Genomic DNA, 12,676 nt, shown 5'->3' on the forward strand with positions numbered 1-12,676 from the left:
ACCCACCCACCTCAGCTCCGACGGCCTGTGCACCTTGTCTCATGTCAGGATGCCTGAGACGGGACGGGCAATCGAGGTGCTGTCACCTTCGGTACTCGAAGTTGGCATCCCGGACATGTCCAACCGTCGATTCGGAATTCCCGATGACCATGCGGGGCCGAGTCCGTCTATCAGCGACGATCGCGCTGCGCCACGATTCCGGCACGCAGCGCGGATCACCCGGCAGAAGTACAGCGCTGTCAGATATCGGCGGAGGGGGATCGGTCCGCCCGGTCCGCCCGGTGCGCCGCGCACGCCGACAGGATCTTCGTGCCGATCGACGCCGGCCAACTCACCAGTGGTCAGGAGGCCAGGCGGGTCGCTACGTCGGTGGTGAAGGCGATCACCTCGGGGCTCGGGGCGGCGGTGACGCTGACGAGCAGGTTGCTGACTCGGAAGTAGATGCGGTCCTCCCAGCGGTACGCCTCCTCGCCGACGCTGGGCAGGGCCTTGAGGCCCAGCGGGCTCAGTTCCTTCAGCTTGTTCGACGCGGCGGCCGGAGCGTCGCCGCGTGAGGGCTTGACCACCACGTAGGAGACGGTGACCGTGGTGGGGCCGCGCAGTTCGCAGTTGTTGCCGGCGTCCTGGGTGAGCTGGTAGCCGGGGCCCAGTTTGGCCGCGCTGGCCTCGACCGTCGCGCACGCCGGCGGTTCGGCCGAGAACTTGCCCCTGTCGTCGAAGGCGCCGGCCAGCGCGGCGGCCAGGGTTCCGCCGCCGAGCACGGCGACGGCCAGCACGACGATGAGCAGGATCCGGGCGCGGCGGCGACCGAGTTCTTCAGGGGGCGTGGGGGTGAGGGTTTGCACGGGGGCCAATCCTAGAGAGCGGGCCGTAACCGCAGCGTCGTGTCCGCGGCCGCGTCGGTGATCATGGAAGCGTCTCCGTATTTGGCCTGGTAGGCGGCGTCGATCTCGGCGCGCAGGCCGGTGAACTCCGTGACGGTGACGTCGGCCTCCAGGCCAGGAACGCTGATGTGGGCCAAGCCGGTGGCGACGGCGTGGCCGTACCAGCCGGTGTCGCGCCGGTACCAGGTGCGCACGTACACCTCGTCCCCGACACGAACGACCCAGATCGGGCGCGGGATCCTCAGCTCGCGGGCGGCACCGATCAGTTCCAGCGCCTCGGCGGGCCAGGTCATCGCAGGCCGGCGATCAGCACCGAGACCAGTTTCCGCGCGTCGTAGCGATCGTCGTTCTCCGCCCCGATGCACAGATTCCCGACGCCGCGCATCAGCGTCACCGCGTCCACGTCCGTCCTGATCTGCCCCGCCGCGCCCGCCGCGGCCAGCAGTGCCCCGCACACCGGCACCAGCCGGTCGAGGAAGTAGGCGTGCAGCGTCTCGAAGCCGGCCTGGTCGGAGCGCAGGACGCCGGCCAGGCCGTGCTTGGTCACCAGGAAGTCGACGAAAAGGTCGATCCAACTGCGCAGAGCCGCGTACGGGGTCACGCCCGATTCCAGCAGCGCGGGCCCGGCCGCCGCGCAGGCTTCGACCTGGTGGCGGTACACGGCGACGATCAGGTCGGCGCGGGTGGGGAAGTGCCGGTAGATCGTGCCCGTTCCGACGCCGGCGCGGGCGGCGATGTCGCGTACGGGTGCTTCGACCCCGGCGGCGACGAACACGGCGGCGGCCGCGTCGAGCAGCGATTCCTCGTTGCGCCGCGCGTCGGCCCGCTTGATCCGTTCGTTCACGAGGTCCGAGCATACTGGCCGGCGGGCAAACGGAACAAGGTTCCGCATGTTGGTGGAACACGGTTCCGTCCGCATCCGAGGGAGACCCCGATGATCGTGTCGATCAAGCCGGTACGCCCGGGCAAGACAGACGTACGGATCGCCACGATCCAGCAGGTCACCACCGACTATCCGCGCCACGTGCTCGCCGGCCGGAAGTGGACCCGGTGCAGCCGGTCGGCGGCCGGGTCGGACTGCGCGGTTAGTTGCCGCACGTCAACCATCCGGTGGATACTGGCGGCCGCTGCTGGGGGGGTGACGGGGTTGTCGCAGGTCGGATCGGATTGGGCGCGGGCGTTGCACCGCCTGTGGAGCGCGGCGGTCGTCATCGACTCGCGCGAGCAACTCGCCGCCCTGGTGCTGCCGCCGTTGCAGGAGCTGCCGGGCGTACGGGCGGTGTGGGGGCTGCGGCACGGGCCCGACGGCGTCACCGCGTACCGCTGGCGGGGTCTGCCCCTGACCGCCGAGCGCCGCGCCCTGGCCGAAAGCCTCGCCCCGCAGGCCCCCGGACCGGCCCGGGTGATCGAGCTGCGCGGGCACGAGTTCACCCGGGTTGTCGCGGTCCGGTTCGAGGAGCCGGGGCAGGCGGCCGGGACGATCCTGGTGGCGGTCGGTGCCGCCGCCGACGCCGGGTTCGTGGCGGACTGTCTCACGCAGGTCATCGAGGTGACGCAGGAGGCGGTGCGGCGGCTGGCCGTGGTCCGCGCCGAGCAGGACCAGCAGGTCCGTGACGCTCTGCTGGCCGAGGCGTCGCTGCAGATGGACGCGGTTCTGGACGCGGAACAGACCATGTACCGGGTGCCGCGCATGGCGGTCCCGGCGATCGCCGAGGGCTGCCTGGTGTTCATCGACGACGACGGTGGCAAGCCGGTGCTGCGCGGGGCGGTCCACGTCGACATGCGCCGGCTGGACGCGATGCTGCGGGACCCGGCCGCGGTGCAGTTGCTGGCCGAGCCGGGCGAGCACCGCCTCGAGCTGCGGACCCGGGGCCGGGTGATCGGGCGGCTGGTGTTCCTGTTCGACCGGCCGCCCGACCGGATCCCGCCGACGGCGTTCCTGCGCGACCTGACCGCCCGGGCCGCGCTGGCCATCGACAACAGCACCCTGTACGAGCAGCGCCGTCAGGAGGTCATCCGGATGCAGCAGCACCTGCTGCCGACCCGGCTGCCGCGCGTCGCGGGCCTGTCGGTGGCCGCGTCGTACACCGTCGGTGACCGGGTGCTGGAGGTCGGCGGGGACTTCTACGACGTGGTCGTGCGGGACGACGGCGCGGTGGCGGCGCTGATCGGGGACGTGTGCGGGCGTGGGGTGGACGCGGCCGCGCTGACCGGGATGGCCCGGCACACCCTGGCGACGCTGCTGCAGGAGGGGGTGTCGCCGCGGCGGGCGCTGACCCGGCTCAACGAGCGGCTGCGCCTGGACGGCTCGTGGCGGTTCATCACCGTAGGGGTGGCGTTGCTGCGCCCGGACCGCGACGGGTTCGCCGTGCAGTGGACCTCGGCCGGGCACCCGGCACCGGTGGTGCTGCGGACCGGCGCCGACGCGCGGCGCGGCGCCGGGGGTGGCGTACCGGTGGGGGTCCTGGATTCTCCGGTTTTCGCGTCGTCGCGTTTGCGGCTGAGGGCTGGGGACACGTTGCTGATGTTCACCGACGGGCTGACCGAGAGCCGGGACGGAACGGGAACGATGTTCGAGCAGGCGGGGCTGACCACGGCCCTGGACCGGTTGCGCGACGTGCCGGTGCAGACGCTGGTCGACGATCTGAGCGAGTCGGCGCAGGCGGCCGACGACATCGCGCTGCTGGCGGTCCGGGCTTGCGATGGGCGTTGACCTGGTCCTCGTCGTGGAGGACACCGACGAGGACATCGAGGCGATCGGCCGGGCGATCGGCCGTTCGCATCCGGACACGCGGCTGGAGTTCCTGCGCTCGGGCCCGCAGGTGTTGCCACGGTTGCGGCGCCGGCCGCTGCCGCAGGTCGTGCTGCTCGATCTGAACATGCCCGGCGAGGGCGGCCTCGACGTGATCAAGCAGGTGCGGGCGGTGCCCGGCCTGGCCGGCGTACGGCTGGTGGTGTTCACGTCCTCGGAGAGCCAGGCCGAGGCGGAGGCCTGCTACGCGGCGGGCGCGGACTCCTACGTCTACAAGCCGATCAATTTCGCGTTGTTCCGCAGCGTGCTCAGCCGCACCCTCGACTACTGGGAGAACGTGACCCAGACGGTGGTGCCGCCGCCGGGGGACTCGGTGGCCCAGGCCTGACCGCCGTGGCGTTCGGCGACGCGCCGCACGATGGCCAGCCCGGCGCCGGAGCCGTCGCGGGCCGTTTCCGGGTGCAGGCGCCGGAACAGCTGGAACGCCTCGTCGCGCAGGTGGGCGGGCATGCCGATGCCGTCGTCACGGACGAACAACGTCGTGCCGTCGACGCCGACGCTGACGGTCGAGGCGCCGTACTTGGCCGCGTTGACCAGCAGGTTGACCAGCACCTGGTCAAGTTGCACCGGGTCGGCGTCGACGATCTGACCGTCGGCGGGCACGGCGATCTCGACGCTCGCCTCGCGCAGCCGTGGCCCGGCGACGTCCATCGCGCGCAGCACGGCCGCACGCAACGCGACCGGGGCCCGTCGCAGTTCGGAACGGCCGAGGCGGGCGTAGAGCAGCAGGGCGTTGAGCAGTTCGTCCATGCGGGTGGCGAGCCGCTGGATGGCCTCCAGGCGGCGGTTGGTGACCTCGTCGAGGCGGCTTCCCTCGTCCTCGATGATGAACGCCGACGTGTTCGCGATGCCGCGCAGCGGTTCCTTGAGGTCGTGGGCGGCGGCGTGGGCGAACGAGTCGAGGTCGACGTTGAGTTCGGCCAGCCGGCGGGCCTGGGCGACGGCGACGCCCATGACGGCGCGACCGAGTTCGACGGCCATGGCCAGGTCGGTGGTGCTCCAGGGAACCGAGCGTCCGCGTACGGAGGCCAGGAAGACGACGGTGGAGCCTCGCGGGGTCAGGCGGCTGCCGTGGGGGCCGAGCACGACGGGGATCTCCGGGTCGGTGGCCCAGCGCCGCGACACGGTCCGTTCGTGGCGCAGCCACACGATGCAGTCGCCTTCACCGAAGGGCAGGACCAGGGCTCCCGCGTACGGGCCCTCGAGCTGGTCGCTGTGCCACACCTCGCCCGCCGCCGGCACGGTCAGCGTTTCGAAGACCTGGTCGGCGGCGGTGTCGAGTCCGTGCCCGGCGACGCGGCCGTCGGTGCGGACGAGGACCGCGTCGCAGTCGATGACCTCGTCGAGGCCGGACGGGTCCCGCGACCAGCGCAGCGGCAGGTCGGTCGAGTACCGTTCGAGCAGCCGGGCGATGACCGTGCGGGAGCGTTCACGGGCGGCGGTCTCGTCGCGTTCGCGCAGGGCGGCCAGGTGCAGCGACAGGGCGATGCCGAAGAACTCGCAGGCGGCGCGGGTCTGCGGGCTGAGCGCTTTGGTGGTGCCGGCGTGGCAGGCGATCAGCCCCCACAGCCGGCCGGTGTCGAGCAGCGACACCGACATCGACGCGGTGACACCGATGTTGCGCAGGTATTCCAGGTGGAACGGCGAGACCGTACGCAGCACCGACAGTGACAGGTCGAGGGGTTCACCGGTGGCGGGCAGCACGGCCGGGTCGAGGCGGGCGGTGGTGTCGGCGACGTCGGCGATGACCCGGATCCAGTTGCGTTCGTAGAGCCGGCGGGCCTGCGGCGGGATGTCGGTGGCCGGGAACCACAGCCCGAGCCACGGTTCCCACCCGTCGGTGACCTGTTCGGCGATCACCTCGCCGGGCCCGTCGGTGTTCTCGAAGCGGTAGGCGACGACCCGGTCGTAGCCGGTGAGCTCCCTGATCTCGCGTACGGCGGTCTGGCAGGCCTCGACGACGGTCGCGGCGTGCTGCAGCCGGCTCAACGCCTGCCGTACGGGGGCGTACAGGGTGCCGAACTCAGGTGTGTCGGGGGCCGGTTCGAACTCGAGGACCAGGTGCTCGTCGGCGCGGTGCACGGTCACGTCGAATCGGCGTCCGCCCAGTTCCAGGGGCATCATCGCGGTCTGCCCGGTGTCGGCGTCCGCGAGGGAGCACAGGGTGTTCTGCTGTTCGGCGCTCAGCAGGGTCGCCACCGGCGCGCCGAGGACCACCTCCATGCCGAGGATCGCGCTCGTGTTCTCGCTGAGCACCGCTATCCGGTCGCCTTCGACGGCGATCAGGGCCCCGTACGACTGGACGCCGCCGAGCCGGTGGATGGGCTCACGCACGCAGGCCGTCAGGTCGAAGGTCGTCCCCGTCTCCCGTTCGGCGGCGGCGACGCGGTCGGGCAACCACTCGCTCATGATCGCGACCCTATCGAGTCGGGGCCCCGCTGCTCAGCCGAGCGGGAACTCCGCGAGTGTCGACCAGGTGTGGCCGGGCTCGGGACAGCCGGTCGCCAGGCGCATCGAGGTGATCCGGGCGGCGATCGGCAGGTGTTCGGCGATGTCGGCGGCGGCGGTCTTCAGGTCGGCGACGGGTTTGTCGTGCCCGACGGTCAGGTGGGGGACGATCTCGTCGAACTGGCCGTCGTAGGGACGTACGGCCGGGAACCGGGCGGTGACCGCGACGGTCAGGGCGATCAGCGGATCGCACGGGGCGGGGGCCAGCCACACGACCCGTTCACCGAACCAGTTGACGGCGTTGAGCCGGTACGAGAAGGCGGGCACGGTGGCGGCGGCCTGGCGCAGCCCGGCCAGGACCTGCTCGTCGATCAGCTCGGGGGCCAGGAACGGGTAGCAGATGGTGATGTGGGCGGGCACGCCCCAGGCGGCGGCCTGGTCGAGGCGGTCGCGGTGACGCCCGACGACCGGGTCGGCCTCCGGGACGGCGACGATCAACGCGCTCTGGCTCCGGTCCATCGACGCATTCTGGGGGATACGGGATCCGGGCGCCAGAGGGTGACCCTGACGAATGTCATGGGTGATTGGTGACGGGTGACAGCAGCGCGCGCCCGTCCGGCGGCGAACCATGAAAGCCATGACAGTCACCACTGCTTCGGCGACCGCGGTGTCCAGCACTGATCTGGCCGCGGTCGATCTGGACGGTGTGGTCAAGCGCTTCGGCGCGGTGACCGCCGTCGACGGCATCTCGCTGCGCATCCGGCCGGGTGAGGTGGTCGCGCTGCTCGGCCCGAACGGGGCGGGCAAGACCACCACGGTCGACATGCTGCTGGGCCTGCAGCACCCCGACGCCGGGAAGGTGTCGGTCTACGGCCGGGCCCCGCACGACGCGGTCGCTCTGGGGCTGGTCTCGGCGGTCATGCAGTCCGGTGGGCTGCTCAAGGACTACACGGTCGCCGAGACGGTGCGGCTGACGGCGGTGCTGTTCGGCCGGCCCCGGTCGGCGGCTGACGAGGCGGTCGAGCGGGCCGGGCTGTCCGAGGTCGCGGGCCGGCTGGTCGGCAAGTGCTCCGGCGGTCAGCAGCAGCGGCTGCGGTTCGCGATGGCTCTGCTGCCCGACCCCGAGCTGCTGATCCTCGACGAGCCGACGACCGGCATGGACGTCGCCGGGCGTCACGACTTCTGGACGGCGATCCGCGACGACGCGCGCCGCGGCCGCACGGTCATCTTCGCCACCCACTATCTGGAGGAGGCCGACGCGTACGCCGACCGGGTCGTCTTCGTCCGGCGCGGGCGTGTGGTCGCCGACGGCACCGCCGCCGAAGTGAAGGCTCTCGCGTCCGGGCGCACGGTGCGGGCGACCCTGCCCGGGGCGGTCGAGGCCGACCTGGCCCGCGTCGAGGGGGTCGACCGGGCCGAGGTCCGCGGTGACACCGTCCTGCTGCACGGCAACGACACCGACGCGATCGCCCGCTGGCTGCTGACCCGCACACCGGCCCGCGACCTGGAGATCACCTCCCGCAACCTCGAAGACGCGTTCCTGGCCCTGACCAGCGACGAGGAGCCCTCATGAGCACCACCACCGCCACCGTCCTGCCGGTCCGTACGCTGCCGCGTTTCGGCGGGTTCACCGCCGGAATGATCGGGCTCGAGCTGCGCCGCATGATGCGCAACCGGCGCACCGTCATCTTCACGTTCATCATGCCCGCCGTGTTCTTCCTGCTGTTCGGCACCAGCGGCGACTACAGGACCGAACGTCTCGGCGGCGGCAACGTGACCGGCTACGTGCTGGTCAGCATGGCCGTCTACGGGGCGATGCTGGCCACCACCTCGGGCGGGGCGATGGTGTCGATCGAACGGGCCGCCGGGTGGAGCCGGCAGTTGCGGCTGACCCCGCTGAAACCGGTCGCCTACATCGCCGTCAAACTCGTCCTCGCCATGATCATCGGGGCGGTGTCGGTGGCCGTCGCGTTCGTGGTCGGCGCGTTCGCCGGGGCCGAGCTGCCGGCGTACGCGTGGGTGGCCTGTGGTCTGCTGGGCTGGGTGTGCGCGCTCGTGTTCGCCGCGTTCGGCCTGTTCATGGGTTATCTGCTGCCCAGCGAGAACGTCATGCAGATCCTCGGCCCGGTCCTGGCCATCCTGTCGTTCGCCGGGGGGCTGTTCGTGCCGGTCGACGAGCTCGGCCACACGTTCGCCACGATCGCGAAATTCACCCCCGTGTACGGGGTCGGGGAGATCGCCCGTTATCCGCTGACCCACGACGGGAACCTGTGGCTGGCCGCTGTCAACGTCATCGCGTGGACGGCGGTGTTCGCCGCCGGGGCGATGTGGCGGTTCCGGCGCGACACGGCCCGCGTGTGAGTCGTAGGTTCTGTGCCATGACGGCGACGAGCGGCCCACCGCGTTACGGCTGGGTGTTCGCCGCCGTCTGGCTGTTCTACCTCACCGGCACCGTGCAGGCCCTGCTGCACCAGAACGACATGATGTGGCGCGTGATCGGGCTGGCGTCGGTGGCCGCGTTCGCCGCCGGCTACCTCTACCTGGTCTCACACGCCCGCCACATCCGCCACGGGGTCCGCCCCCGGCATCACAGCCTGCACACCTGGCTCGGCATCGCCGTGCTGCTGGCCCTGTTCGGTCTGCAGGTCCCGGGCGCCGGCGACGACGCGCTGACCTGCCTGGTCTACCTGGCCGCCCTGGCCATGGTGAACCTGCCGGTCGCGCAGGCCGCCCCGTTCGCGGCGGTCCTGTTCGTGGCGGCCGAGGTGCTGCCGCGCACCGTCGACGGCTGGACCGACGGCGGCTGGGGCCTGGCCGTGCTGCTGGGTTCCCTGGCCACCTACGGCATCCGCATGGCCGGCGAACGGCAACGCCGGCTGATCGCCGCCCAGCGGGAACTGGCCGACCGGGCCGTGGCCGACGAACGGGCCCGCATCGCCGGCGACCTGCACGACATCCTCGGGCACTCCCTGACCGTGGTCACCGTCAAGGCCGAGCTCGCCCAGCGGCTGCTCGACGTCGACCTCGACCGCGCCCGCCGCGAACTCGCCGACCTGGAGGCCCTGGCCCGCGACGCGCTGGCCGACGTCCGCGCGACCGCGCTGGGCGTGCGCGGCATCAGCCTGCCGGGCGAGATCGCCGCCGCCCGTGAGGCCCTGGCCGCCGCGAACGTCGAGGCGTCGCTGCCGGGCGCGGCCGACGACGTGCCGACTCGCAACCGGGAACTGTTCGCCTGGACGATCCGCGAGGCCGTCACCAACGTCGTACGCCACGCCGGCGCCCACCACGTCGAGGTGCTGCTCGCCCCGGCCAGCGTCGAGATCGTCGACGACGGGGTCGGCGGCCGGGCGGTGGGCGGGCAGGGCCTGGCCGGGCTGCGCCGCCGCGCCGAGGCCCTGGGCGGGCGGCTGGTCGCCGGCACGAGAGACGACCAGCCCGGCTTCCGGGTCCGCGTGGAGGTACCGACATGATCAAACTGTTGCTCGCCGACGACCAGGCCCTCGTGCGCGGCGCGATGGCCGCCCTGCTCGACATGGAACCCGACCTGAAAGTCGTCGCCGAGGTCGGCCGCGGCGACGAGGTCGTGCCCGCCGCCCTCGACACCCGGCCCGACGTGGCCCTGCTCGACGTCGAGATGCCCGGCCTCGACGGCATCGCCGCCGCCCGCGCCCTGCACCAGGCGTTGCCCGCCTGCCGGGTGCTGATGGTGACCACGTTCGGCCGGGCCGGCTACCTGCGCCAGGCCATGACCGCCGGAGCGGGCGGGTTCATCGTCAAGGACACCCCGGCCCGCCAGCTCGCCGACGCCGTACGCCGCGTCCACGAGGGCCTGCGCGTCGTCGACCCGGCCCTGGCCGCCCAATCCCTGGCCCAGGGCGATTCGCCGCTGACCGACCGCGAGACCGGGGTGCTGCGCGCCGCCCGCGACGGCGGCACCGTCGCCGACATCGCCCGGGAACTGCACCTGTCCGAAGGCACCGTCCGCAACCATCTGTCGGCGGCGATCGGCAAGACCGGCGCCCGCACCCGCGCCGAAGCCGTACGCCTCGCGGCGGAGAACGGCTGGCTGCTCACTTAAGAACTTTCTCGCGATGCACCCGGCCGGCAACCGTCCGCGACCGTGATCCGCACCCGGCGCCCCGAAAAGTCCCTCCCGTCAGCAACGACGAGGGGGAACCATCATGAACGCCACCGAGATCCTGATCCGCGACAACATGGCGCTGGTCGGCCACATGGTCCGCGAGATGCTGTTCAAGGTCCCCCCGCACGTGCACCGCGACGACCTCGCCTCCGCCGGCTACGCCGCCCTGGTCACCGCCGCCCAGGCGTACGACCCGTCCCGTGGGGTCCCGTTCGGCCGGTTCGCCGCCCAGCGCGTCCGCGGTGCCCTGCTCGACGAGCTGCGCGGCCTCGACTGGGCCAGCCGCTCGGTGCGGGCCCGCGCCCGCCGCGCCGAGCAGGCCCGCCAGGAGTTGTCGGCCCGCCTCGGCCGCACCCCGACCGACACCGAACTGGCCGAGCTGCTCGGCGTCGCCGTCGGCGAGCTCGCAGGCGTGCAGGACGACGTGCAACGCGCCGCCGTCCTGTCCCTGCAAGGCTTCGCGGCCGGCGCCGACGACCTGGTCACCGACGGGTCGCTGAACCCGGAGGAGATGCTGCTGCACCGCGAGCGCGTCGGCTACCTGCACGACGCCGTCGCCGTGCTGCCCGAGCGGCTGCGTTTCGTCGTCGAGGAGTCCTACCTGCGCGAGCGGCCCCTGGCCGAGGTCGCCGCCGCCCTCGACGTCACCGAGTCCCGCGTGTCGCAGCTGCGCACCGAAGCCCTCGCCCTGCTCAAGGACGGCCTGAGCACCCACCTGGACCAGCGCGGCCCCACCGTCGGCAAGGACGGCTGCGTCGCCCGTCGCCGCGCCGCCTACACCGCGAAGATCGCCGCCCGCACGACCATGACCTCACGGCTGCGCGCCACCGACGCCCTGGGTCTGAGCCTGGCCGCCTGAGCCGTTCGAGTTCGCCCGGGGGTCCGGCCGTTCGCACGCCTTCGACCTGGCGAGCAGGGAGCTGGAGGACAGCCCGGCACACCTTCAGTACTGCTCGCCCGCCGGCTCCACCGGCGCGCGCCCGCTGAGTCAGTCTGTCGTGTCGTCGCTGTCCACCCAGGCCGGCAGGGTGAAGCGGGTGGCGTCGCTCGGTGGGAGCGCCGGGTCGGGCGGCCCGGTGACGATCGCCGGGCGGCGGTGGTACCGGGGCAGTCCCAGCAGCCCGGCGGCGGCGAGCGCGGCGACCGTGAGGACGGCCGGCTGCCAGTCGTGCGGGGCCGGGGAGCGCAGCGTGTCGATGATCAGTGCGGCGGCCAGTTGCAGGCCGGCGGCGAACCGGGCCACCGGTACGCCCAGGACGTGCGGGCGAGGGTCGCCGCGCAGTGCCTCGGTGCCGAAGCGCAGGATCGCGTACGCCGCCAGGGCCCAGACGAGGATCGCGCCGGGTGCGGCGAACGGCAGGGCCGCCGTCCCGGTCACCGCGATCGTCAGCAGGCCCGCGCACTCGAGCAGTTGCACCGGGAACAGCCGCCGGCCCGCTACCCGGGGTTCGGGGTGCCCGTCCGGGTAGCGGATCCCGACGCCCGCCGGATGGCCGTGGCAGCAGCCGGCGACCGCGCAACCGACCCGGCCGGCGGCCAGGAACACCGCCAGCGCCACCGCGAGCACGTCGAGCCAGGGCAGCCACGGCTCGCCCAGCAGCGACAGGGCCGCCAGCACGCACGCGCCGGTGAACCACACGTGTTCCAGCAGCACGAGCGACTCGCGGCCGGTCAGCAGGCGCCGCGGCAGGGCCCACGCGAAGAACGACACCGCCGCCGTGAGCGCGACGACGACCGCCACCGTCAGCGGCAGGCCGCGCAGCAGAGCCCCGCCGAGCATGGTGGCCAGGGCGGCGTGGAACCCGGCGACGCCGATCGCCCGGAACGCCGGCGACTCGGTGCCGGTCAGGTGGATCGTGTCGCGGGGGAGCCGGTCCAGCCGGTCGTTGATGTCGGACACCCGCCGACGGTCCTCCCGGTACCGTCACGCGGGCGTTGCGCGACGGGCGGGTGACGGCGGACGCCGAAGGTCGGCGGTATGGCCGACCCATCGCAACCGAGCATCGTCGAGGCGTGGCTGGGCGCCGGGCCGCGGTTCCCGATGCGGCCCGATCCGCGCAGCGGCCGGATCCCGCTGGTGCGCGGCGACGAACTCGTCCGGCAGTCGATCGAGACGATCCTCGACACCGAGCCGGGGGAGCGGATCATGCTGCCCACCTTCGGCTGCGGGCTGCGCCGCTATCTGATGGCGCCGAACACCACCGCGACCCGTACGGCGATCGCCGAGGACATCACCGAGGCGCTGGGCCGGTGGGAGGCCCGCATCCAGGTGACGAACGTTGCGGTGACGGCCGGGGAGGACCCTGCACTGGTGTGGATCGAGATCTCGTTCGTCCGGGTCGCCGACCAGCGGCCGGACAACCTGGTCTACCCCTTCTACCTGAGCTAGGC

General features: G+C 72.5%; 14 protein-coding genes. 8 read left to right on the top strand and 6 right to left on the bottom strand.

The genetic code is table 11. From position 1 onward, the window contains the following. Positions 1-341 precede the first annotated feature (341 nt). The 3 genes from EER30_RS14160 to EER30_RS14170 are packed head-to-tail and all read right to left on the bottom strand — an operon-like array spanning position 342 to position 1,728. Entirely contained in the window at positions 342-845 is a 504-nt protein-coding gene (locus tag EER30_RS14160; RefSeq protein ID WP_127500880.1) for a hypothetical protein, read from the bottom strand. Positions 846-856: 11 nt separating this feature from the next. Further along, on the bottom strand, positions 857-1,177 hold the full coding sequence (locus EER30_RS14165; RefSeq protein WP_127500881.1) for a DUF2255 family protein: 321 nt from the start codon (positions 1,175-1,177) through the stop codon (positions 857-859). Next, entirely contained in the window at positions 1,174-1,728 is a 555-nt protein-coding gene (locus tag EER30_RS14170) for a TetR/AcrR family transcriptional regulator (RefSeq protein ID WP_240670010.1), read from the bottom strand. Before EER30_RS14170 ends, EER30_RS14165 begins: the two co-directional genes overlap by 4 nt. Positions 1,729-1,818: 90 nt before the next feature. Between EER30_RS14170 and EER30_RS14175 the strand changes: the two genes are divergently transcribed. Next, on the top strand, positions 1,819-3,597 hold the full coding sequence (locus EER30_RS14175) for a PP2C family protein-serine/threonine phosphatase (protein WP_127500883.1): 1,779 nt from the start codon (positions 1,819-1,821) through the stop codon (positions 3,595-3,597). Then, positions 3,587-4,024 (top strand): response regulator, encoded by a 438-nt coding sequence (locus EER30_RS14180; protein ID WP_127500884.1) that lies wholly within the window; start codon positions 3,587-3,589, stop codon positions 4,022-4,024. The genes EER30_RS14175 and EER30_RS14180 overlap by 11 nt, the downstream gene beginning before the upstream one ends. On the opposite strand, the gene EER30_RS14185 is transcribed toward EER30_RS14180, so the two are convergent. Both EER30_RS14185 and EER30_RS14190 read right to left on the bottom strand, forming a co-directional pair. Next, positions 3,961-6,105, bottom strand: coding sequence for an ATP-binding protein (locus tag EER30_RS14185; protein ID WP_127500885.1), 2,145 nt, complete (start codon positions 6,103-6,105; stop codon positions 3,961-3,963). The genes EER30_RS14180 and EER30_RS14185 overlap by 64 nt on opposite strands. A gap of 33 nt (positions 6,106-6,138) precedes the next feature. Beyond that, positions 6,139-6,663, bottom strand: coding sequence for a 2'-5' RNA ligase family protein (locus EER30_RS14190; RefSeq protein WP_127500886.1), 525 nt, complete (start codon positions 6,661-6,663; stop codon positions 6,139-6,141). Positions 6,664-6,781: 118 nt separating this feature from the next. Here EER30_RS14190 and EER30_RS14195 point away from each other — a divergent pair, with 118 nt between their 5' ends. The 5 genes from EER30_RS14195 (at position 6,782) to EER30_RS14215 (ending at position 11,144) form a co-directional block, all read left to right on the top strand. Continuing rightward, entirely contained in the window at positions 6,782-7,717 is a 936-nt protein-coding gene (locus EER30_RS14195) for an ABC transporter ATP-binding protein (protein ID WP_127500887.1), read from the top strand. Then, a complete protein-coding gene (locus EER30_RS14200; protein ID WP_127500888.1) occupies positions 7,714-8,505 on the top strand; it encodes an ABC transporter permease in 792 nt (263 codons plus the stop codon). Before EER30_RS14195 ends, EER30_RS14200 begins: the two co-directional genes overlap by 4 nt. Before the next feature lie 17 nt (positions 8,506-8,522). Then, the gene (locus EER30_RS14205) at positions 8,523-9,614 is read left to right on the top strand and encodes a sensor histidine kinase (RefSeq protein WP_127500889.1); all 1,092 of its coding nucleotides are present in this window, start codon (positions 8,523-8,525) and stop codon (positions 9,612-9,614) included. Beyond that, entirely contained in the window at positions 9,611-10,222 is a 612-nt protein-coding gene (locus EER30_RS14210; protein ID WP_127500890.1) for a response regulator transcription factor, read from the top strand. The genes EER30_RS14205 and EER30_RS14210 overlap by 4 nt, the downstream gene beginning before the upstream one ends. A 103-nt stretch (positions 10,223-10,325) precedes the next feature. Then, entirely contained in the window at positions 10,326-11,144 is an 819-nt protein-coding gene (locus tag EER30_RS14215) for a sigma-70 family RNA polymerase sigma factor (protein ID WP_127500891.1), read from the top strand. A 129-nt stretch (positions 11,145-11,273) separates the two neighbouring features. Here the strand turns inward: EER30_RS14215 and EER30_RS14220 are convergent, their stop codons facing one another. Next, on the bottom strand, positions 11,274-12,185 hold the full coding sequence (locus tag EER30_RS14220; RefSeq protein ID WP_127500892.1) for a prolipoprotein diacylglyceryl transferase family protein: 912 nt from the start codon (positions 12,183-12,185) through the stop codon (positions 11,274-11,276). Between the two features lie 78 nt (positions 12,186-12,263). Here EER30_RS14220 and EER30_RS14225 point away from each other — a divergent pair, with 78 nt between their 5' ends. Continuing rightward, positions 12,264-12,674 carry a GPW/gp25 family protein gene (locus EER30_RS14225; RefSeq protein ID WP_127500893.1) on the top strand — a complete coding sequence of 137 codons (411 nt, stop codon included), beginning with the start codon at positions 12,264-12,266 and terminating at the stop codon, positions 12,672-12,674. Positions 12,675-12,676 lie beyond the last annotated feature (2 nt).

It is taken from the genome of Actinoplanes solisilvae, assembly GCF_003999975.1.
GTDB classification, from domain to species: Bacteria; Actinomycetota; Actinomycetes; order Mycobacteriales; family Micromonosporaceae; genus Actinoplanes; species Actinoplanes solisilvae.